Genomic DNA, 24,204 nt, shown 5'->3' with positions numbered 1-24,204 from the left:
ATAATTTTTCCATCTTTATGATGAGATGAAAAATATTCTTTATCAAATATTGTTCTGAGTTTTAAAAAAATCAGAAACTCATTATTAAAAAATTTAAATTACAAATAATTGATCTTTTAATTTGAATTTAGTTTATTTTTTAATAAATTTATTTCTGATTTAGTTAGTTCTCTATATTGACCTAGTTTTAAATTTTGATCTAAATTTAAATCACCAAATTGGACTCTTTTTAAATATGTGACTTCTAAGCCAAAAAATTGCATCATTCTTTTTACTTGGTGGAAAATACCACTATAAATCGTTAAATAACAGGTATTATTAGTATTTTTTACGAATTTATAGTTTTTTATTATGTGATTATCTAAAATAATTGGTTTATTAAAATCGTAAATGTTTTCAGATATATCAATATTTGTTTGAACAAAATAAGTTTTTGGTATGTGATATTTAGTAGTTAAAAGTTGATGAGCTAATATTCCATCATTTGAAATTATTAATAATCCTTCAGTATCTTTATCTAAACGTCCATAAGTAAAAAATTTATTTTTATTTACATTAATTAGATCAAAAACAGTTTTATGTTTTTTATCTTCATTTGCACAAACATATCCTTGTGGTTTATTTAACATAAAATAACTAAATTTTTGATATAAAAGTTTTTTATTATCTAGATAAACATCATCATTTTCAGTTATTTGAATACTTTTTAAAACAATTTGATTATTTACTTTAATGCGTTTTTGAATTATTAGTTTTTTAATGTTTTTTCGTGAAATATTTGTTGTGTCAGCTATGAATTTTTCTAATCTCATTAAATTTTTGGTCCTTTAGGAATAGAAACTAATTTATGAATGTTTTTATTATGTTGTTTTTCAATTTTTTTTCTTACATCATTTGATACAGCATTTTTATTATCATAATATGATTCAAAATTATCATAACTAAAACCTAGTTCATCTTCATCATTTTGATCTGTTCATAAATCAGCACTTGGTTTTTTATAAATAATTGATTCAGGTACTTCTAAAATTTTAGCCATAATATAAATATCAGATTTTTTTATGTTTGCCAAAGGTAATAAATCACAACCACCATCACCAAATTTAGTAAAATAACCTAAATAAAATTCATTTAAATTATCTGTCCCTAAAACTAAACTATTTGTTTCTTGTGCTTTTGCATATAAAACACTCATTCTCATTCTTGCTTTTAAATTTGCAGCTATAAAAGTTTCTAAAATATGTGCTGATTTTTTAAATTCTAAAAATGCATTAGTTAAATTAATATTATTAAATTTACGATTTAATTTTAAAAACACTTGTTGTATATCATTATTTATTGTTGGATTTTGTTTATTATCATTAATGGAAATAGAAAAAAGATGTAATTTTTCTTTGAAGACAGGATGTGCAATAAAAGCTAATGTAGCTGAATCAATTCCACCACTAATTCCTAGTACTAAACCAGAAGCATTTGCCTTTTTTACTTTATTTATTAGTCATTTTTGAATCTGTTTAATTAATTTATAATATTTATCAATATCATATTCTTTTTTTATTTGATCTAAATTTTTTGTTTGTATTTTCATATCTTAATAATTTTAATAAATACTTACAAAATACAAATAAAAAAGCGTTATTTTTATTATAATTAATATTAAGTTTGAAAATTTAAGGAGAAAATATGTCAGGACATTCAAAATGAGCAACAACAAAACATCATAAAGCAGCAATGGATTCAGCAAGAAGTAAAATTTTTCAAAAATTTTCAAAAGAAATTATGGTTGCTGCATCTTTAGGTGGACCTGATCCAGATGCAAATCCTTCTTTAAGAATGGCTATTTCTAAAGCCAAAGCACGTTCAATGCCTAAAGTAAATATTGAAAAAGCAATTCAAAAAGGTTCAGGAACATCAAAAGAAGGAAGTAATTTTAAATCATATTTATATACTGCAACAGCATTTGGCGGAACTAATTTTATAGTAACTTGTTTAACAGATAATTTCAATCGTTTATCTTCAAATATTCAATATTATTTTAGTAAAGTTAATGGTCAAATGGGTAAAGGTACAATTCCTTATACCTTCGATGAACGTGGAGTTTTAGCAATTAAAAAAGCAGAAATTAAAGAAAATTGAGATGATATTTTAATGTTAGCAATGGATAGTGGTGCAATTGATTTTAAAGAATCTGATGAAGAATATATTTTATATTCTGAACCTTCTTCATTTACTGAATTAAAAAAAGCAATTGAAACTAACTTCAATTTTGAAAACTTCTCAATTGCTGAAATTTCATACATTCCAAATACAGAAATTACTATTCCTAATGATAAAATTGAGAAATTTGAAAACTTTTTAACAACTTTAGAAGATGATGATGATATTCAAGAAGTTTATCATAATGCTATTTTTGATGAAGAATAAGTTAATAAGTTTTAAGGTTAAAAAAAATTCAAGTGCAACTTTTAGCACTTGATTTTTGTTATAGGTAATTTCTGAATTTTAATTTAATAAAACATCTAAATTAATATTTTTAGGTAATTCGATATAAATTCCTTTTAGTAAATTCATTAATTCATTTTGATTAATAATTTTCATTTTATTTAAATCAATAAAACTAATAGATTTTTGTATATATTGAGTTTTATTTACTATTTGATTATCTTGAATTGTAAAAGGAATTTTATAAATTGCAATTAATTTGTCATCATTTGTTAAGATAATTGGTTCAACACTTAAATAAACTAAAATGTTATTTTTAAAAAATGTTTCATTATAGAAATTTGATAATTGAATATCGGGATTTTTGTTTTCTATAAAATCATCGTCTATTGTTTTAAAATCTAAATAAATTAAAGCATCATTTTTTATTTTTGATATTTCTAAATCACGTTCTAAATTTAAAGATAATAAAAGTTGATTTTTAATTTTTTCATCATCTTTTGGATTTATTTTAAAAACTTCTCATTTTAAAACATTATCTTTTAAATTAAAGACTATGTTATTTTCAATATCTTTTATTTCAGTTTCTGTTAAATTAGAAAGTGAAATGTTTTGATTTTGTTTAAATTCTAAACGATTTATTTGTTTATCCTGTATTTGGTATTGTGTTATTTGAACATTATTAATAACAGTTTTAAAAAGCGTATTAAAAGTTTTTATATCTTCAGTTGAAATAACAATATTTGGTTGTTTAATAATTGAAGATATATTTCGCAGTGTTTGATAATGTTTTAAAAGATTATCTAAATTAGTAGAAAATTCTATATCTTTATATATTTTAGAAAACTGTACTAAAATGCTAACTAATAAAAAGAATTGTCTAGATTGTTGTGATTTTTGTAAAATAAAATCAATAATTTTTTGTTCAAATATTTGTTTTGCATTAGCACTTTTATCATCTTTAAATTCAACTAGAAATTGATTTAAAGTTTCTTTTTCTTTTGCTAAAAAAATATCTGAATTATCGATAGTTTGTTTTATTTCTTGAGTAAATTTATTAGATTCTGATTCAGATTGAGTGTTTTGATTAGAATTTGCACATGATACTGTTATAAATACTGTAGGTAGGCCAATAACGCTAAGTAAAAAAGGTTTTAAAAATTTATTTTTCATTTAGTTTTAATGTATTTGGCCAGACACCGTATGGATTTAATTTATCTAATGTAATTTCTAGATTTAAATTACCATCACCATTATAACAATAGACCATTGAATCAGGTTGCATAAATTCTAACATCACTTGTCTACAACCTGAACAAGGTAAAATCGTGTCTTTACCACTGCTTATAATATGTATTTCTTTAAAACTACCAACTTTTGCTCCATTAACTACACTAGCAAATAAAGCCGCTCTTTCAGCACATAAACCACTTGGAAAAGCAATATTTTCACAATTTACACCGTAGTATTTATGATTATTTTCATCAATTGCTAAAGCAGCTACTTTAAAGTTAGAATAAGGACTATATGAATACTTAAGTTTATCTTTTAAATCTTGAATGTTTATTTTCATAAAAATATTTTAACAAATAAAGAAAATAAAAAATCAAAAATAAAACTTATAATTTCGCTTTTTCATATAAAATTAATATACTATTAACTATAAAATTCAAGGAGTAATATGAGCAATAATAATTTTTCAACAAAAGAATATTTTCTAAAAATGGATGCTTGATTTCGAGCAGCTAATTATTTATCAGTAGGTCAAATTTATTTAAGAGATAATCCATTACTTTTAAGACCTTTACAAGCAAATGACATAAAAATTTATCCGATTGGACATTGAGGAACTATACCAGGTCAAAACTTTATATACGTACATTTAAATCGTGTTATTAATAAATATAATTTAGATATGTTTTATATTGAAGGTCCAGGTCATGGTGGACAAGTTATGATTTCTAATGCATATTTAGATGGATCATATTCTCAAATTTATAAAAATGCTTCAGAAGATATAAATGGATTAAAATACTTATTTAAAAACTTTTCATTTCCAGGTGGAACTGCAAGTCATGCAGCTCCTGAAACTCCGGGTTCAATTCATGAAGGTGGAGAATTAGGTTATGCTTTAGCTCATGCTACAGGTGCAATTTTAGATAATCCTAATTTAATAGCAGCAACAGTTATAGGAGATGGTGAAGCAGAAACAGGACCTTTAGCAGCTTCATGATTTTCAAATACATTTATAAATCCAGTAAATGATGGTGCAATTTTACCAATTTTATATTTAAATGGAGGAAAAATTTCAAATCCAACAATTTTATCTCGTAAATCAGATAAAGAATTAAAAATGTATTTTAAAGGTTTAGGTTGAGATCCTATTTTTGTAAAGGGAAATGATTCATTAAAATTACATCCAATTATGGCAAAAAAAATGGATCAAGCAATTGAAAAGATTTTAAATATTCAAAAAGAGGCTCGTAAATATCCAGCAAATCAAGCTAAAAGACCTAATTGACCTGTTATTATTGCAAGATTACCAAAAGGATGAACAGGTCCAAAAACATATAATAATGAAACATTAGAAGGTAGTTTTAGAAGTCACCAAGTTCCAATTCCCGTAAATGCAAATAATACCGAAAAAATCGCAGATTTAGAAAACTGATTAAGATCATATAGACCTGAAGAATTATTTACTTCAGATGGTAAATTTAAAGAAGAATTTAAAATAATTGCTCCATCAGATGATAAAAAAATGAGTATTCATAAAGTTACAAATGGTGGTATTAATCCAAAATTATTAAACTTACCAGATTGAACAAAATATGCTTTAAATATTACTACACCATCTGAAATTCAAGCACAAGATATGGTAGAATTAGGAAAATATTTTACTGAAATCATTAAATTAAATCCTAATAATTTCCGTATTTTTGGTCCGGATGAAACTAAATCAAATAGATTAACAAAAACTTTTGAAATAACCAGTCGTCAATGATTAGATACAATTGATCAAGATCTTGATGAATTTATGTCACCTGCAGGAAGAATTATTGATAGTCAATTATCAGAACATCAAGCAGAAGGATTTTTAGAAGCTTATGTTTTAACTGGTAGACATGGAATTTTTGCTAGTTATGAATCATTTTTAAGAGTAGTTGATTCAATGATTACTCAACACCAAAAATGAATTAAACAAGCAAGTAAATTACAATGAAGAAATGATTATCCATCTTTAAATATTATGGCGACTAGTACAGCATTTCAACAAGATCATAACGGATATACTCACCAAGATCCAGGTATATTAGGTCATTTAGCTGATAAAGATGCTCGTTATATTAGAGAATATTTACCAGCTGATACTAATTCATTATTAGCAGTTATGGATAAATCATTTAAACAAAGAAATGTAATTAATTTAATCGTAGCTTCTAAGCAACCAAGACAACAATTCTTTAATCAAAATGAAGCTCAAGAATTAGTTGATAAAGGTCTAAAAGTTATAGATTGAGCTTCAACTTCAAAAAATAATGAAGTTGATTTAGTGATGGTATCAAGTGGAACAGAACCAACCATTGAAGCACTTGCATCAATTACTTACTTACACAAAAAATATCCTGAATTAAAAATTAAATATGTTAATGTTGTTGATTTATTAAAATTAAGACATCCAAGTATTGATCCAAGAGGATTAAGCGATGCAGAGTTTGATGAAATCTTTACTAAAGATAAGCCAATTGTATTTGCATTCCATGGGTATGAAGGATTATTAAGAGATATTTTCTTTACTCGTCATAATCATAATTTATTTATTCATGGTTATCGTGAAAATGGAGATATAACTACTAGTTTTGATATAAGAGTAATGTCTCAAATGGATAGATTTAATATTTCTAAAACTGCTGCAAATGCAGTATATGGAAACAAAGCAAATGATTTTATTGAAGAAATGGATAAAAAATTATCAGAACATAAACAATTTATTCGTGAAAATGGAACCGACTTAGATGAAGTTAAAAACTGAAAATTCCAATTATAATCATTAAGTAGCTATTTAGCTACTTTTTTTTTAAAAAAACTTAATTTCATTAAATGAAAATTTCCTAAATTTGTTTTATTTTTTCCTTTTGTTTTTTTATTTCAATAAAAATTTACTTTATATAAGTGGAGGGAATATGAAAATATATATTTATGGAAAAATTGTCCATGTAAATAAAAATTATGTAATTTTAGAAAATAATGGAATTGGAGAAATTATTTACGTACCAAATGTAGAAAGATTTAAAAAAGATGAATTTATTAAAATGTTTATTTATGAATATAGTTCAGAATATTTTAAAACAACATATGGATTTAGTAATTTTAGAGAATTAATAGTGTTTGAAGATTTATTATCGGTTCAAGGAATTGGACCTAAAACTGCTATTAATATTTTAGCAATAGGTTGAAAAAACATTATGTCTTATATTTCTACTGCAAATATAGAAAAATTATCAGAAATACCTTATTTAAGTACTAAAACAGCAAGACAACTTGTTTTTGAATTCCAAGTAAAATACGAAGGATTTTTACAAAAATGAGAAAAAAATACTCAAAATACTGAAGAAAATACTCAAATAAATGAATTCTCTTTTAATAAAACTGATACACCTATTGTTTCTGAAAATGTTAAAAACTTAGAAAAAAGTTTAAAAGTTTTAGGTTTTAAACAAAAACAAATTAAATTTGCCATTGATAAAATAAATCCAGTGGAAGATTTAGAAAAATCAGTTGAAGAAGCGATTAAAATAATTTCACAAGCAAGTCACGATGCAATTATTTAATGTTGAAAATTTTGATGATTTTATTGGTCAAAATCATATCAAAACAACTTTGATGGTTATGATTGATGCTGCATCAAAACAAAAAAGAATTATTGATCACCTACTTTTTTATGGTCCACCAGGTTTAGGTAAAAGTTCACTAGCAAAAATAATTGCAAATACTACCAAACAAAAAATTGTGTATGCACAGGGACCACTTTTAGAAAAAAAATCTGATTTAATTACTTTGTTTTCAAGTATTGAAGATAATAATATTATTTTTATTGATGAAATACATAGTATTAATAAAAATTTATTTGAATTGTTGTATTCTGCAATGGAAAATCAAAGCATTGATATTGTTTTAGGTGTAGATGGTGATAAAAAGATTATGAGATTAAAATTACCAAAATTTACTTTAATTTCTGCAACAACAAACTTTGATATGTTATCACAACCTTTAAAAGATAGATTTGGTTTTATTGGTCGATTAAATATGTATAAAGTAGAAGAAATTGAACAAATTCTAACTAATAATGCAACTAAATATGCAATTAAAATCGATGATATGTCAATAAAAGAAATAGCAAAAAATTCAAGACAAACACCAAGAATTGCAAACAATTTACTAAAAAGAGTTCATGATTTTTGTTTATATGAAGATAAAGAAAAAATTAATTTAGAAATTGTAAATCAAGCTTTTAAATATTTAGGCGTTTATAATTTAGGTTTAAATGATTTACAAATTCATTATTTAAAGATTTTAGCAGAGATTTTTGAACAAAAAGCAGTGTCATTAGACAGTATTACAAATATTTTAAAAGAAAATAGACAAACAATTATAAGCGATGTAGAACCTTATTTACTTCTTCATAAATTTATAATAAAAACTGCTCGAGGAAGAATAATAACTCAAAAAGGTATAAATTATTTAAATGAATACTTTTTGAAATAATAAATATTATATATTTAAATCTTGCTAATATTGTATAATTTAAATCATGAAAACAAACAACAATAAAAAACAACATAATAAATTAAGATGATTCGCTACATTTTTTTCAATGTTTAGCGTTTTCATTTTATTAATCATCGGTATTTTTATTGGTTTAAAAAATCCTACACATTATTCAAATCATTTTGATAAAGGTGCAAAAGTTGTTTTAAAAATAAATAATTTTCAAAAAGAAAATAGTGATACTATTTCAAATCAACAAGTCATCAAAAAAACAGAGGATTTTTTAACTTATTCTCGTTCATTACATAATTATGATATTACTTCTACAAATGAATTAATATCAATAGTTGATAATAGTATAAAAACTGATGATCAAAAAGATCAATTAATTAATAAATTAACAAAAAAACAATTTATAACCTTCACTGATAAAAATGGAACTCCTTTATTTTATAAGGGAAAATTTATTATTCCAGGTTCTAATAGTGATGTTAATTTAGAAAAATTATTAGATGAAAATTCATCAGAAAATTTTTCTCCTTCTTTTATTAATAATCCTGCAAATTGAAATACAGGTGCAGGTTCTGGAAGAATTAGTTTAGAATTTACAGAACAAGGTAATAAAGAATGAAAAAATTTACTTAATTATTATGGTAATCGTTTTAATATAGGCGATAAAGTTTATATTTGAATTAATCTAGAGGAGTTTGTAAATATTGCAAAAACTAAATTTAATGATGATTGAAATAAAGCACAAAATAATCCAGTAAATTTTGCATATATTGGAAATTCAGCAAATAATTTGCAAAATCAAAATAATTCAACATCAACTAGTTCTGAAGCTGTGCTTAAATTAAATGAAATAAATGCATCTAAATATTTATTAACATCTATTAGCCCTTTTGGCTTATCAAATCAAAAAGCAGGGTCTAAACAAATTTATTTATTAAATAATCATCAAGCATACACAGATAAAGAAATTAGTTCTAAAATAAATTTTGCGTATAATCCTTTTGCTTTAAATTTAATAAGTAGTAATTATTTAGAACCTACAGTTAGTCATTATGTTAGTGGTGTAATATTTTCAAAAGGTAATTTTGTTTTAGCAACTGTTATTGCAACAACATTAGGTCTAATAGGAATATTTTTATTATGTAAATATCGTTTATTAGGAAGTATTATTTTTGTACTTATTAGTTTATTGACGTTTTTATTAATATCAATAATATTTGCTTTTTCATCAACAATTACTCCTTCAATTATATTTGCAATTGCATTATCAATAATTATTTCTTTTGTATTAATAAATCGTACTTTATTTAAAATAAAAAGAGAAATTAATAAAGGAGCAACAATTGTAAAAGCAGCTTGAAAAGGACAAAAAAACACTTTTTTAAGTAATTTAGATATATTAGCAGCTTTAACCATCTTATCTATATTTTCAATTTATTTAAGTGTTTTACCAGTTGTTACAATTGCAAGTATTTTATTTTTAGTAATTGCTCTTACAACTGTTGTAACAATTTTATTAGGTAATTTATTTATTTATTTAATAACTCGAATTGAAACTTTTGATAAGCATAAATGATTAATTTCAGGAAAATCAAAAAATACTTTATTTACAAACAACAGTAAAATTGATATTTTTAAACATTGAAAATGAAGAATAGTATTCTTTTCATTAGTTACAATTTTACTTATAATTGTTTTATTTGTTCCAAATGCTAATATTTTAAATAATATTCAATTAGCAGATTCCATTTCAAATAAAACAACTCATATAATAAAAAATAATAATAATTTAGGTTTTGATTATAAAACTGCTGTAATTATTAATGAACAGTTACAAAATAGTAATTTGAATATTATTTCTAATGTTTTAGAAACAAGTAAATTAAATAATCAATTTATAGTTTCATTTACTTCTGATAATAATTTAAGTGAACAACAAATTTTCAATAATTTAGATTCAATTAATAATTTTGATATTAATTCAGTTTCTATTAGTTCATATCAATGAAATCCATCAGGGTTTTTACATTCATTAGGTTGAAGTTTTATACCAATTGTTGCATCATTTGTTTTAATAGCGATTTATTTAACTATAAGACATGATTTTATAAGTGCCTTTATGTTATTTATTAAAGAAATTTTTATGTTATTATTTACTACATTAGCACTATTTTCACTAAGAATAAAAATTGATGAAACTTTAATCGTTCTTTATTTTATTGTAATAACAATGACAATGATTTCACATTTAAATGCATCAACTGAAATTAATTTAAGTACACATAAAGATGCACAATTAAGAAATTACATTTTTTCAGATGATGAAATTACTAAAATCTTTAATAAAATTTTTAGATTAAGAATTAATGAATTTTATACAATAACATTAATTTCTGCATTAGTTACTGTTCCTGCTTTAGTTTTATATGGTGATAATAATTTATTAATTCCCGCCGGATTTTTAATTTCTATTGTTAGTTTATTTATTATGGATATTACATTTTCATCATTAATTTGAAAATCACTAATAATAAAAAAATATCATAATAAGGATAAAAGAATTAAAGAATTTTACTGAAATGATTCAAAAATTGAAGAACAAGAATTCTTATCAATTAATGATTTTAATAAATAAGGAATTTTATGTATCAAAGATTAAAAGGAACAAAAGATATTTTTGCAAAAGAAGCAAAAGTTTATGAATTTATTAAAAATACTTTTTTTGATTTAGTAAAAAAATATAATTATCAATATTTAGAAACACCAATTATTGAAGCTACTGATTTATTTGTTAGAAGTAGTGGAGAATTTAGTGATATTGTTAATAAAGAAATGTATGTCTTTAATTCAAAAAGCGGTAAATCAATTGCACTTAGACCTGAAGCAACAGCACCTACTATAAGAGCAATCATTGAAAATAAATTAACTCAAAATGATATTTATAAAGTATTTTATTATGGTAATATTTATCGTTATGAAAGACCACAAAAAGGTCGCTATCGTGAATTTAGGCAAGGTGGGATTGAAAATTTATTACCAAAATCACCTGAACTAGATTTTGAAATATTACTATTAGCTCATTCATTTTTAGAACAACTAAAAATTAAAGATTATGTTTTACAAATAAATAATTTAGGCGATGATGTAACAAGAAAAAAATACAATGAAGCGTTAGTAAAATATTTTCAAAATCATCAAAATAAATTAAGTGCTATTAATCAAAATAGATTAAATAATAATGTTTTACGTATTTTAGATGATAAAGAACAAGCAAATGAAGAATTTATTATTAATGCACCTAAAATTATTGATTTTTTATCAGAAAAACAAAAAAATAACTTTCAAAAATTACAAGATTTACTAAAACAACATAATATTAATTATGAAATAAATACTTCATTAGTAAGAGGTTTAGATTATTATAATGATATCGTTTTTGAATTTGTTTCTAATTCTCAATCACTTGGTTCTAAAAGTACAATTTTAGCTGGTGGAAGATATGATGGAATGGTAAAACAATTTTCAGGTCCAGATTTAAATAGTATAGGATTTGCTTTTGGAGTTGAAAGACTAGTAGAAATAATTTTATATAATCAAAAACAGTATAATTTAGATGAAAATTTAGATATTTTTATTTGTTATTTAAATGATGAAGAAAAAGATGAAATTATAAATATTGCTTCTGAATTAAGAAAAGAATATTCAGTAGAAATTTATTATGAAAAAATGAATCTGAAAAAAATGTTTAAAAAAGCTGATAAATTAAAACCAAAAATGTTAATATTTAAGGAATTAAATACACATTTAAACCAAATAAAAATAAAATTTCTTAATTTAAATAAAGATATCGAATTATCATTTACTAATGTTGAAAATTTTAAAACTAAAATTAATGAGGTAATTTATGAAAACACTTTTTAATAATGAAATAAATTCTCAAATGGTGGATTCAGTTGTAACTTTATACGGTTGAATAGCAACAAAAAGAAAATTTAAATCACAATTGTTTGTTGATTTACGTGATCGTTCTGGAATTATTCAAATTATTTTTCAAAATGTTTCAGATCCTAAATTAACAAAAGAATCAGTTATCAAAATAACAGGTAAAGTACAAAAAAGATTAGAAGCAAATGTTGATATTGAAAATGGAGATATTGAAATTTTAGTCTCTGAATATGAAATATTAAATTCTTCAGAACAAATTCCTTTTGAAATTACAAAAGATGAATCAGCTAATGAAGATTTAAGATTACAATATCGTTTTTTAGATTTAAGAAGTCAAAAAATGCAATACAATATTGCACTAAGACATAAAGTAGCTTTGGAAACTCGAAAATTTTTTGATCAAGAAGGTTTTTTAGAAATTGAAACACCTATTTTATCAAAATCAACACCAGAAGGTGCAAGAGATTATTTAGTTCCAACTAGAAAAAAAGGAAAATTTTTTGCTTTACCTCAATCACCTCAGTTATACAAACAACTTCTAATGGCTTCAGGATTTGAAAGATATTTTCAAATCGCAAGAGTATTTAGAGATGAAGATTTAAGAAAAGATAGACAACCTGAATTTACACAAATAGACTTTGAAATGTCTTTTGTTGATAAAGAAGATTTATTTAAATTAGTTGAAAATTATTATAAACATATTTTTAATTCAATAGGTCTTAATTTAGAAATACCTTTTAAGAGAATGGATTATTTTTATAGTTTAGACAAATATGGAAATGATAAACCAGATACAAGATTTAAATACCTTTTAGAAGATATAAGTGATAAATTTAATGACGCAAATACTTATAAAGCAATTTATTTTGATAAAAAAGAATCACTTAATGTTAATAAAGTTTTTGAACTAGCTAAAAAAAATCAAGCAAAAAACTTTATTATTGTTGAAATAGAAAATAAAAACTTTAAAAATATTTTTAATTTAAATAACACATTAGATGAAACAAAACTTAAAGATATTTTTCAAAAAAATATTTTTGACAATGGTTATTTATTTATTAGTTTTGGAAAATATAATGATGTAATTAAATCACTTGGTGCAATTAGAACATATTTAAATGAAGAATTTAAATTAGCTAATAATAACGAATTTCATTTCGTTTGAATAGTAAATTGACCAATGTTTGAACTAAAAGAAGACACAAATGAATATGAACCAGCACACCATGCTTTTACTATGATTGATCCATCAACATATCATTATTTAGAAAATCACGAATATGATAAAGTAAAAGCACAAAGTTATGATCTTGTTTTAAATGGTTTTGAACTTGGTTCAGGTAGTGTAAGAATTTATGATTACAATTTACAAAAACTAATGTTTGAACATTTAAAACTAAGTGCAAAAGAAATTGAATCTAAATTTGGATTTTTCTTAAAATCATTTAAATACGGATTACCACCTCATTGTGGAATGGCTTTTGGAATGGAAAGAATTTTAATGATTTTAACTCAAAGTGAATCAATTAGAGATGTCATTGCTTTTCCAAAAAATGCAAAAGGATTAGATTTATTATCAAATTCCCCTTCAGAAGTTACTGATTTTCAATTAAGTGAATACAGTTTAAAATTAAATAAATAAGGAGTTATATGACAACATTATTATTGGTTATTTTAATAATAATTAGTATTTTGATAATAATTGTTTCATTTTTAATGTCACCAGATTCAAATGCATTTAGTGGAGCATTAGTAGGTAGTGGAGATTTAGATTTATTTAAAGTTTCAAAAGAGCAAGGTTTTAAAAAATTTTTAAAATATTTTATGTTAACTTTAGGAAGTTTATTATTAATTGTTTCGATTATTTTGAGGGTGATTTTACCTTAATTAATGTTAATTAAACCCGAAACCCTGAAAGAAAATATTTTAAAATTACTAAAAAATTCGCAAAAACCACAAGATTTTATTGAAATCGCTAAAAATCTACAAATTTCAAAAAGAGATAATAAAGAATTATCAAAAATTATTTTTGAACTTTGTGATACACATAAAATAGAAAAAACCCAAGATGGGTTTTATTTCTATTTAGATTTTATTAAAAGTGATACATATAATATTTCTATTTCAACTAAAAGATTAGGTTTTGTGGATTTTGATATTGATAAATCAGCTTTATTATTACCATTTCAACTCAATGCTATTTTAGATGGTGATTTAGTTGATGTTGAAATTTATAGTTATAATCAAGATAATAAAATTTTATATCGTGCATATATTAAAAATATTATTGAACATAAAAAACAAGTTATTGTTGGTAATTTTATAAAAAAACAAAATGATCAAATCTTTTTTGAAGCAGTTGATGCTAAAGATAGTGCAAATTTCTTTATAAATGTGCCGACTAAATTTTATTATGATTTAAAACAATTTGTTAAAGTTAAAGTGCTTGCACCAAGAAAAAACGCTAAAAAAGTTGATTTAGAATTTATAGAATATATTGGTAAAACAGATGATAAAAGAATAATAGAAAAAAAAATAATCGTTCAAAATAATGTTGATACTAATTTTAGTTTCGAAGTGTTAGAAGAAGCTAAATTACTTCCTAAACAAATAACTAGTCAAGATTATGAAGGTAGAAAAAATCTTGAAAATCTTTTTACAGTTACAATAGATGGAAATGATACTAAAGATTTTGATGATGCAATTAGTTGTCTAAAAACAGATTCAGGTTATAAATTATGAGTTCATATTGCTGATGTTAGCCATTATGTAAAAGAAAATAGTTTTATAGACCAAGAAGCATTAAAAAGAGGAACTAGTATATATTTACCAGATAAAGTTATTCCAATGCTTCCATTTGAATTATCTAATGGTATTTGTAGTATCAATCCTCAACAATTAAGAGCAGTTTTAACATTAGAATTAGATTTAGATGAATTTGGTTTAAATACTAAATATCAAATTTATCCTTCAATCATTAAATCAAATTATAGACTTACTTATGATCAAGTTAATGATTTTTATGAAGGAAGATTTAGTTTTGAAAATACTGAAACTAATCAAATGTTAACAATTGCAAAAGAAATTTCATTATTAATAAGAAAACAAAAATTATTAGAAGGTTATGTTGATTTCGAAATTATTGAACCAAAAATTATTTTAAATAATGAAGGTGATGTAATTGATATTAAATTAAAACAATCAGGATTTAGTGAAACAATGATTGAAGATTTTATGGTTCGAGCAAATGAAACAGTTGCAAAAATGATGTATGATAAAAAAATTCCTTCAATTTATCGAATTCATGATTTACCTTCTGATGAAAAACTTTATAATTTACAACAAATATTAAATTTTTTAAATATTGATATTAAAGTTCCATTTTCAGGTGATAGTAAAGAATTTGCACAAATGGTTTTACAGTTAAAAGAAATTAAATTTGATGATTTTATTAAAATGTATTTACTAAGAACTTTACAAAAAGCAAAATATTCAGAACAAAATATTGGACATTTTGGTTTAGCAAGTAAATTTTATTCACATTTTACTAGTCCAATAAGAAGATATCCAGATCTTCTTTTACACCGTTTAATTCGTAATTATATTTTTAATCAAACCGAACTAAAATTAGAAGATAAAGATACATTAAGTCAAAAAATTCATTTTATTTCTGAACTAAATAGTGATTCTGAAAATATTGCTTTAAATGTAGAAAGAAACATTGTTGATTTAAAAAAATCAGAATTTTTTGAAAAATTTGTTAACACAACAATTCAAGCAACAGCAATTTCAGTTGAAAAATTTGGAATCTTTTTTGAAAGTCCAGAATATAAAACTTCCATTTTAGTTCGTTTTGAAGATATGAAAAACGAAGAAATGATACAAGTAAGTAATTTAGAAGCTAAATCAAAAATCAGACAAATATTAGCAGGTAATAATTATTCAATTAGAATTACTGAAATAGATCCTTTAAAAGGTAATATAAGCGCAATAATAGTTTAGGTGTGTTATGAAAATCATTGCAAAAAATAAATTTTCTCAAGCTGAATATAACATCATAGATACATATGAATGTGGAATTAGTTTAGAAGGATGAGAAGTTAAAAGTATAAGACAAGGTAATGTCAATTTAAAAAATGCATTTTGTAGCATTAAAGATTCTGAAATGTGAATTAATAATATGCACATTTCACAATACATGTTAGTAAAAGCAGATTTTGAAAGACCGAGAAAATTGCTTTTACATAAAAATGAAATTTATCGAATAATGTCTAAAAAAGACCAATTATCATTACAAATTATTCCATCGATGATTTATTGAAAAGAAAATCATATTAAAATTGAAATTTTATTAGTAAAACATTTAAAAATTCATGACAAAAGACAAAAAATTATCAAAAAAGAGCAAGATATGAAAATGAAAAAGATACTTAACTATTATAAATAGTGATATAATTAATTTGCTTTGGGGGTGTAATGGTTTCGACAGATATAAGCTCCTTTAAAATGCAGTGGTTTTGCAGACCATAATGCTTCTAGGCTTTCAATAAACGGAAAGAATACAAACAAAAACATAGAAGTTTCTCCTTTTATGTTAAACCAATCACAAAATCTATTATTTGCTTAATAAATACTAGTCGCTTTACTAATTCTCGGTAGTAAATGTCGTTATATGAGATTAGATTATGCTTTTGTAATAGCGGTATAATTGAAATAAATATTACTTCTAATAAAAAATTTTGTTTATTTTATATTTATTAGAATATTAAAAATATACTAAACTGTAGATTTTTAAAGCAAGTTTATGTGTGGACCGGGGTTCAACTCCCCGCATCTCCACCATTTTTTTATAAAAATCTTAATAAACTTTTTTAACTAAGAGATTTTTGTATAATTTTTAATTATGATGAGATTTATAGTATCTAACAAACATAATGATAAATATTTTGATTTATCTGATGACACACTAAACCATATTAAAGTAGCAAGACAAAAATTTAAAGAATTTATTTGTGTTTTTGAAAATGAATTTTATATTTGCATTTTAGAAAATAAAAAAGCTAAAATTATTTCTAAACTTGATTTAGATCATGAATATAAAAATCCAGTAGCTCTTGCAGTTCCTTTAATAGTTGCAAAAAATTTTGAATTAGTTTTACAAAAAGCAACTGAACTAGGTGTTAGTGATATATATCCATTTACAAGTGAGTTTTGTCAATATAAAATTGATGATTTTAATAAAAAAATGCAAAGATATAACAAAATAATTTTTGAGGCTAGCCAACAAAGTTTTAGAAATAAAGTACCTTTTTTACATAATTGCCAAAAATTTGGTAAAATATTAACACTAGATTATAAAAATAAATATCTAGCTCACGAAAAATCTAGCGCTGCAAGTTTAGTATCATATCCGAGTGGTAGTTTATTTGTAATTGGTCCCGAAGGTGGCTTTAGTGATACTGAAGTTAACCTTGCGCTGCAAAACAACTTTAAAATTATTAAACTCACAAAAACAATATTAAGAGCAGAAACAGCTTGCCTATATGTTTTAAGTAGAGTAAATGAAAATTAAAAAATTTATTCATATATAAAAAAATTTGTTATAATAAATAAGCATTATTTTATTATAAGATCAATAAAAGGAAAAGCACATGCGTCAAACTACAATTATAAAACACTTAGAAGTAGAAAAAAAATGATACGTAATTGATGCTAAAGACCAAGTTTTAGGACGTTTAAGCGCAATGGTTGCATCAATTTTAAGAGGTAAAAATAAACCTACATTTACTCCGAATGTTGATATGGGAGATAATGTTATCATTATAAATGCTAAAGAAGTTGTTCTTACAGCAAACAAAGAACAAGATAAAATTTACTATTCACATTCAGGATATCCTGGTGGATTGAAAAAAATTAATGCTAAAAATTTAAGAATTAAAAAACCAGAAGCTTTAATTGAAAATGCAGTTAGAGGAATGTTACCACACACAAAATTAGGAAGAAAACAATTTAAAAATTTATATGTATATACTGGTAGTGAACATAAACATGAAGCACAACAACCAGTTCAAATAGAGGTTAAATAATGGCAAATGTTAGATACTATGGATTAGGTCGTCGTAAAAGTTCAGTAGCTAGAGTATACATTAAACCTGGAAATGGAAAATTCCTAATTAATAAACAAGAAGCAAATTTATATTTAAATAGTGATATTTTATTAAAAGATGCTAAACAACCTTTTGGTTTAACTGATACTGTAGATCAATATGATATTGAGGCAAATGTTAATGGTGGTGGTTTAACAGGTCAAGCAGGAGCAATTAGATTAGGTATTGCAAGAGCTTTATTAGAAGTAAATGAAGAATATCGTTTAAATTTAAAAAAAGCTGGAATGTTAACACGTGATGCAAGAGTTAAAGAACGTAAAAAATATGGATTACGTAAAGCGCGTCGTGCAAGACAATTCTCAAAACGTTAATTATTTTAATAATACAAAAAAGTGGATTATTTCCACTTACATGCGAGCGTAGCTCAGCTGGTTAGAGCACACGACTGATAATCGTGAGGTCGATGGTTCAAGTCCATTCGTTCGCACCATTTCACTAAAGTGACCAAAAGCAACAATATGTTTGCTTTTTTTAATTTTTATTATAATAATAAGGAAGTTATATGGATAAATCATTTTATCAAAATCATTTAGATGATATTATTAGCAGTATTAAAGAGTATGAAAATAAAAATAACTTTGATAAATTATTTGTTTATTTCGAAACTTTAGCAAAAGAATATCAAAATAATTTACAGCTAGTATTTTTAATCACAAAAATTTGTCTAAATAATAATTATTACGAACGAGCAAGAAAATATTCAGAACCACTTATTAATTTAGTTAGCAAAGACCATAAATCATATAATGAATTAATGTGTGCAGTCTATGATCGTAATTATGAATTTTATAATGCAAAATATTTTTTATTGCGTTTATTAAATAATTATCCTAATGATAAATTTTATTTAACACAAATGAGTTTATATAACTCTTTTATAAATTATTTTAATATTAGACATAGTTTTATTACTTATATTTATGAAATATCTAAAATGTTACTTAATGAAGTAAAAATTTTTGAAAAAGAACTAAAAGATAAAAAACACAATAACCAAGAAAAAATTTTGAATTTAACTATAAATACTATTCCTGATTTAGAAATATCATTAATAAATGATAATAATATAATTATTCCTAAAATCACCTTTAATTTTGAAATAGGAGAATTAATTTTATTAACATATTTGGCCAAAAGTTTTTTACGAAACCACCATATTGATATGATTATTTCACTTAATCCTTATATAATTCCAACTATTATTAATAAGCAAGTAACAACTAATATCTTAAAAAATTTTTTTATTTATATAAATGAAATAGATTATCATAAAGGACATAAAATAACTATTTATCATAATTTAATCAATGAAGATGAATTAGCATATTTAAAAACTTTAATTTTATACTTAAAATTAAGCGGTAATTATCAAACTATTAATCCAATTTTTGAAAAAAATGTTGTACAAAAAGATAATTTACTGACAATAGAAAAATTTCTATCTTGAAGCACTAAAAACTTTAAACAAACTCAAATGATTCATCATTGAAAAAATATTGCAGATGAACTTTTAATGACAAAATACACTCAAAAACATATTTTTTCTAATTTTTTAAAAACATATAAAGAAACGAATCAATATTTTTATTTTGATTTATTATATAGAAATGGATTAGCAGTTTTAAATTTAGATTTTGAAACAAGTGATGTTAAAAAAACACAAGACAATTTTATGATTTGAGTTGATCAATATTCAAAAGAAATTTATCAAATTCTGAATTTTGAAATAAATTCAAATCACTTATATGCTGAAGTTCTAATGTTTGATGCAAGAAGTGAATCTTTAACTTTATTAAATAATAGCTTTTGTACAACTAATACTGAAATTAATACACTGAAAATTCATTTATATCAAAACCCTCACAATAAAGAAATAATATATTCAAAACATTCAGAATTTCAAGATTTAAGTGTTTTATTTGATTACCCTTTACCTGAAATATGTAATAATCAAACAATTAATACTTTTAAAGAAATCGCACAAGAAAAAACGAAATATTTACAAATTAATAATAAAAAATTATCTAAATATTATTTTCAATACCGAATGATGAAAATAAATAACTGAATTAACTTAAATTATGAAGAAAATGAAAATTAGTAGTTAATTTATTAATAAATTAATAATAAAAATATGTTAAAATTAATAAGTACTTATTAATAAGTACTTTTTAAATAATGAAATTAAACACTATTGTGGATTTTATTGGGTGTGTCGTATATGATGCCAATATTTCGAAACAATAGGACGAAAAACAAAGGAAAAACATGGAACAAACAACACAAAAACCTGTTGAAAAAACAGAAGTAAAACAACCAACACAAGATATTATTTCTCGTGCTAAATTATTAGAAGCTGGAACATATTTTGGACGTCGTCCAAGTGTATGAAATCCAAAAATGAAACCATATATTTATGGAAAAAGAAATGGAAATCACATCATTGACGTTTCAAAAACTCAAAAATCATTAGAATATGCATTCAAAATGATCCAAAAAGCTTCTTCAAAAGGTGCAAAATTTATTTTTGTAGGAACTAAAAAACAAGCTAAAAACATTATTGAAGAACAAGCTAAAAGAACTAATTCTCCATATGTGAGTGAACGTTGATTAGGTGGAACTTTAACAAATCAACAAACAATTTTTAGAAGTGTAAGAAAATTAGAAGAATTAGAACAAAAGCAAGCATCTGGATATCCAGGTTGAACTAAAAAAGAAGGTTTAGAAGCTGATAAAAAAATAGCTAAATTACATAAAAACCTAAATGGTATTCGTTATATGCACCAAACACCACAAATTATGATAGTAGCAAGTCCTTTAGTAGATGATATTGCTATTAAAGAAGCAAGAAAAAAAGGTGTTAAAGTATTTGGTATTTTAAATACAAATGGTAATCCAGATGATGTTGATTTTGGAATTCCTTCAAATGATGCTTCAGTAAAATCATTAACATTAATTTTAACAGTTTTAGCTGACGCTATTGCATCAGGTAGAGGAGAAAAACAATTATTTGCATACCAATCAGATGAAAATATTGTTTTACCAGAAGATCCTAAAAAAGAAAATAGTGATGAACCTAAAAAATTTGTAAAAAGATCTCAAACAGAAGAAGCAAAAGAAGAAAAAGAGGAAAAATAATGGCTGCAGATTTAAAACTAATTAAAGAATTACGTGAAAGAACTAACTCAGGTTTTTTAGACGTTAAAAAAGCTTTAGAAGAAACAAATAATGATATTGAAGCAGCAATTAAATGATTACAAGAACACGGAGTGGCAAAAGCAGCTAAAAAAGCTACAAGAATTGCCGCAGAAGGTATTGTTAAAGCATCACAAAATGATAAATATGCAGTTGCATTTGAATTAAATTCAGAAACAGATTTCGTTGCTAAAAATGATTTATTTAAAGAATTAGTAGTTACTATCGAAAAATTATTATTGGAACATAATTTTGAAACTTTAGAAGATGTTTTAAAATTAAAAGTTAATAATATTGAATTACAAGAACTAATCACTAATGCAACAGCTAAAATTGGTGAAAAAATTACCTTAAGAAGAGTTGTAAAAGTAGTACCTCAAGATGGACAAGTAGTTGCAACTTATACTCATGCAAACGAAAGAATTGCAACAATTATTCTAGCCAAGGGACAAAATAAAGATTCACTTAGAAATGTTGCAATGCATGTTGCCGCTTTAAATCCTTCTTATGATTTTGAAACCCAATTACCAGCTGAATTAGCAACAAAAATTAAAGAAACTGCATTAGCTGAAGTAAGACAAAATCCTAAATTTGATAAATTACCTGAAAAAGTACAAAATGATATGTTACAAGGTAAATTACGTAAAGCATATAATGAAAATAATGTTTTAGTATTTCAACCATTTGTAATGGAAGATTCAAAAACAGTTGCTCAATATATGCACGATAATAATTTAGAATTAATTTCTTCACTACGTTACGAAGTAGGAGAAGGAATTGAAGTTAAACATGTAAACTTTGCAGATGAAGTTGCTGAACAAATGGCTAAAAAATAATTTAAAAGTGGCAAACGCCACTTTTATTTTATAAGTTGATAAAATTTTGATTTACTCAAGTAATTTCACTATTATTTGTTCCTTGTTCAATTAAATCATTAAAATCATTAGAAACATAAGGGAAAATTGATAATGTTATATCAAGTTGTAACTGAAATTGGCTCTCAGATTGTTTTATTAAATTAAAATTAATATCTTTAATTATATTATTAGAAATATTTAAGTATAAAGGATAAATAGATGAGTTATTGTTTTTAAAATTAAATTTATTTAAATAATTATCAACAACCGTTAATTGATAAACATTTTCATTATCTTGAATACTTAATTTCAATTTATTAAAAATTGCATTTTTAATTATTTGTAATTTAGTTTTATCAATTAAATTAGTAATATTTTTTTGATTATTATTTTCTAAATTATATTTATTATTTTGTGCAATTTCAGTAATTTTATATTTATTTAATATTTCTTTTAAATCATTTTGTTGAATATAAAAATCAAATAAGTTAGGTTTGATATTTGATGTTAATGATCTAAACCCTCCAAAATTAAATTGTTTATATTCAATTTTATTATAATCAGGATCTTTTTCATCAATGTTTTTAATAGCAATTTCCATTGACAATGTACCATTTAAATCATTAGCTTTTATTTTTAAAACTTTAAAATCATATTTTTGTTTATATTCATCTTTAATTTTTAAAAAGTAATGTTTTAATCTCGAAAAATTCAAATTTTTTGAACGATTAATTAAACCGTGACCACTTTCACTTATAAAATAACTTCAATCATATAAATTATCATTTTGTTTTTGTTGTTTTAAGAAATTTCCACTATTATCAATAAAAACTAAAATAGAACCTAAAAAAGATGGATATAGAGATTGAAGTTGTGGGTGTAATTGTAATTGTTCAATTACATTATTTTCTAAAAAAACATCTGATTTTTTTAATCCTTGTATTGTTATAGTTTTTTTAATGACATTTTCTTTTTCATTAAATATTAAAATAATATTTTCAATGCTACCTAATTCTTGATTTACTATAGCATTTTTTACATCAACTTTTATTTTATTTTTATATTTATTATAAATATTATCTCCAATAAGTATATAAGAAAATAATTGTAGTGAATCTGTTTTTAGTTTGTTAAAAACTGTTAGGGAATCTTCATTAGCTTTTTTCTTTATTACAGAAAACACCTTAGGGAATTTTGCTAATTCATTTTGTTGTGTTTCTAATGATTTCTTAAATCAAGAACTTGAAAATTCTTTTTTAAAAATTTTTGATTTTTGTTTATCTTTTTCGAAAGAAAATTCAATTATTAATGCATCTTCGGTTTTGATTCATTTTTCAATAATTATATTAATATTTTCAATTGGATTAAACATTAATTTGTCTTCATCTTTTGAGTTAGACACATCATCAAAATAAGTATCTTCAATATTTTTATAATTTAAATTATGTTGTATTTGTTTTGCAATGGAATCAAAATCTATTTCTTGTTTATTATTATATTTAATTTCATTTTCTTTATTTTTTTGTTTAATATCATTTTGTTTTATATTATTGTTTTTGTCTTCGTCTTCTCGCTTATTTTTATTCATTTTAGTTTGTTGACAAGAGGTTAAAACTAAAGGAATTAAGGTTAAAGAAAACAAACTAGCAGTTAGGATAAAAACATTTATTTTCTTTTTCATAGTATCTCCATTTAATTAAAAAATTATAGCAATATATTTAATTAAATTTTAAAAATTGAATTTTATTTCTATTTTTTATGTTATTTTATTAATTTTTATAAAAAAATAATAAAATTTTATTATAGAAAATAAAAAAAGA

Annotated in this window: 21 protein-coding genes, 1 tRNA gene and 1 other RNA gene; 18 read left to right on the top strand and 5 right to left on the bottom strand. The window is 23.2% G+C overall.

Annotation, left to right across the window (positions count from 1 at the left end):
* Positions 1-116: 116 nt before the first annotated feature.
* Positions 117-812, bottom strand: a complete 696-nt coding sequence (locus HLA92_RS01775) for a pseudouridine synthase (RefSeq protein WP_171112945.1) — start codon at positions 810-812, stop codon at positions 117-119.
* A complete protein-coding gene (gene nadE, locus HLA92_RS01770) occupies positions 812-1,588 on the bottom strand; it encodes an NAD(+) synthase (protein ID WP_171112942.1) in 777 nt (258 codons plus the stop codon). Before nadE ends, HLA92_RS01775 begins: the two co-directional genes overlap by 1 nt.
* A 95-nt stretch (positions 1,589-1,683) precedes the next feature.
* Here nadE and HLA92_RS01765 point away from each other — a divergent pair, with 95 nt between their 5' ends.
* Positions 1,684-2,424 (top strand): YebC/PmpR family DNA-binding transcriptional regulator, encoded by a 741-nt coding sequence (locus tag HLA92_RS01765; protein ID WP_171112940.1) that lies wholly within the window; start codon positions 1,684-1,686, stop codon positions 2,422-2,424.
* Positions 2,425-2,502: 78 nt separating this feature from the next.
* Here HLA92_RS01765 and HLA92_RS01760 read toward each other — a convergent pair whose 3' ends face one another.
* Positions 2,503-3,615, bottom strand: a complete 1,113-nt coding sequence (locus tag HLA92_RS01760) for a hypothetical protein (RefSeq protein ID WP_171112938.1) — start codon at positions 3,613-3,615, stop codon at positions 2,503-2,505.
* Entirely contained in the window at positions 3,605-4,015 is a 411-nt protein-coding gene (gene cdd / locus HLA92_RS01755) for a cytidine deaminase (protein WP_336508846.1), read from the bottom strand. The genes HLA92_RS01760 and cdd overlap by 11 nt, the downstream gene beginning before the upstream one ends.
* 108 nt (positions 4,016-4,123) lie before the next feature.
* Between cdd and HLA92_RS01750 the strand changes: the two genes are divergently transcribed.
* The 17 genes from HLA92_RS01750 (at position 4,124) to tsf (ending at position 22,363) form a co-directional block, all read left to right on the top strand.
* A complete protein-coding gene (locus HLA92_RS01750; RefSeq protein ID WP_171112936.1) occupies positions 4,124-6,487 on the top strand; it encodes a phosphoketolase family protein in 2,364 nt (787 codons plus the stop codon).
* A 136-nt stretch (positions 6,488-6,623) separates the two neighbouring features.
* Positions 6,624-7,271 (top strand): Holliday junction branch migration protein RuvA, encoded by a 648-nt coding sequence (ruvA, locus tag HLA92_RS01745; RefSeq protein ID WP_171112934.1) that lies wholly within the window; start codon positions 6,624-6,626, stop codon positions 7,269-7,271.
* Positions 7,258-8,205 (top strand): Holliday junction branch migration DNA helicase RuvB, encoded by a 948-nt coding sequence (gene ruvB / locus HLA92_RS01740; protein ID WP_171112932.1) that lies wholly within the window; start codon positions 7,258-7,260, stop codon positions 8,203-8,205. Before ruvA ends, ruvB begins: the two co-directional genes overlap by 14 nt.
* A 46-nt stretch (positions 8,206-8,251) precedes the next feature.
* The gene (gene secDF, locus HLA92_RS01735; protein WP_171112931.1) at positions 8,252-10,855 is read left to right on the top strand and encodes a protein translocase subunit SecDF; all 2,604 of its coding nucleotides are present in this window, start codon (positions 8,252-8,254) and stop codon (positions 10,853-10,855) included.
* 8 nt (positions 10,856-10,863) lie between these two features.
* Complete coding sequence (gene hisS / locus HLA92_RS01730; protein WP_171112929.1) at positions 10,864-12,141, top strand: histidine--tRNA ligase; 1,278 nt, start codon at positions 10,864-10,866, stop codon at positions 12,139-12,141.
* Entirely contained in the window at positions 12,125-13,807 is a 1,683-nt protein-coding gene (gene aspS / locus HLA92_RS01725; RefSeq protein ID WP_171112927.1) for an aspartate--tRNA ligase, read from the top strand. The genes hisS and aspS overlap by 17 nt, the downstream gene beginning before the upstream one ends.
* 8 nt (positions 13,808-13,815) lie before the next feature.
* Positions 13,816-14,052 carry a preprotein translocase subunit SecG gene (gene secG / locus HLA92_RS01720; protein WP_171112925.1) on the top strand — a complete coding sequence of 79 codons (237 nt, stop codon included), beginning with the start codon at positions 13,816-13,818 and terminating at the stop codon, positions 14,050-14,052.
* A 3-nt stretch (positions 14,053-14,055) separates the two neighbouring features.
* On the top strand, positions 14,056-16,167 hold the full coding sequence (gene rnr, locus HLA92_RS01715; protein ID WP_171112922.1) for a ribonuclease R: 2,112 nt from the start codon (positions 14,056-14,058) through the stop codon (positions 16,165-16,167).
* A 7-nt stretch (positions 16,168-16,174) separates the two neighbouring features.
* On the top strand, positions 16,175-16,612 hold the full coding sequence (smpB, locus tag HLA92_RS01710) for an SsrA-binding protein (protein ID WP_171112919.1): 438 nt from the start codon (positions 16,175-16,177) through the stop codon (positions 16,610-16,612).
* Positions 16,613-16,632: 20 nt separating this feature from the next.
* Positions 16,633-17,007: a transfer-messenger RNA gene (ssrA, locus tag HLA92_RS01705) on the top strand.
* Positions 17,008-17,071: 64 nt separating this feature from the next.
* Positions 17,072-17,737, top strand: a complete 666-nt coding sequence (locus HLA92_RS01700) for a 16S rRNA (uracil(1498)-N(3))-methyltransferase (protein WP_237023535.1) — start codon at positions 17,072-17,074, stop codon at positions 17,735-17,737.
* Between the two features lie 79 nt (positions 17,738-17,816).
* On the top strand, positions 17,817-18,251 hold the full coding sequence (gene rplM, locus HLA92_RS01695; protein ID WP_171112914.1) for a 50S ribosomal protein L13: 435 nt from the start codon (positions 17,817-17,819) through the stop codon (positions 18,249-18,251).
* Positions 18,251-18,643, top strand: a complete 393-nt coding sequence (rpsI, locus tag HLA92_RS01690) for a 30S ribosomal protein S9 (protein WP_171112911.1) — start codon at positions 18,251-18,253, stop codon at positions 18,641-18,643. The genes rplM and rpsI overlap by 1 nt, the downstream gene beginning before the upstream one ends.
* Before the next feature lie 42 nt (positions 18,644-18,685).
* Positions 18,686-18,762, top strand: a tRNA-Ile gene (locus HLA92_RS01685).
* A gap of 72 nt (positions 18,763-18,834) precedes the next feature.
* A complete protein-coding gene (locus tag HLA92_RS01680; RefSeq protein WP_171112909.1) occupies positions 18,835-20,433 on the top strand; it encodes a hypothetical protein in 1,599 nt (532 codons plus the stop codon).
* A 167-nt stretch (positions 20,434-20,600) separates the two neighbouring features.
* Positions 20,601-21,470 (top strand): 30S ribosomal protein S2, encoded by an 870-nt coding sequence (rpsB, locus tag HLA92_RS01675; RefSeq protein ID WP_171112906.1) that lies wholly within the window; start codon positions 20,601-20,603, stop codon positions 21,468-21,470.
* A complete protein-coding gene (gene tsf, locus HLA92_RS01670; RefSeq protein ID WP_171112904.1) occupies positions 21,470-22,363 on the top strand; it encodes a translation elongation factor Ts in 894 nt (297 codons plus the stop codon). The genes rpsB and tsf overlap by 1 nt, the downstream gene beginning before the upstream one ends.
* A 28-nt stretch (positions 22,364-22,391) precedes the next feature.
* Here tsf and HLA92_RS01665 read toward each other — a convergent pair whose 3' ends face one another.
* Complete coding sequence (locus tag HLA92_RS01665) at positions 22,392-24,065, bottom strand: LppA-related lipoprotein (protein ID WP_171112902.1); 1,674 nt, start codon at positions 24,063-24,065, stop codon at positions 22,392-22,394.
* Positions 24,066-24,204 lie beyond the last annotated feature (139 nt).

The sequence above is a fragment of the Mycoplasma miroungirhinis genome, from assembly GCF_013008815.1.
Classification (GTDB): Bacteria; Bacillota_I; Bacilli_A; order Mycoplasmatales; family Metamycoplasmataceae; genus Metamycoplasma; species Metamycoplasma miroungirhinis.
The sequence above is the reverse complement of the archived record's forward strand: the minus strand, read 5'-3'. Positions and strand labels throughout refer to the sequence as shown.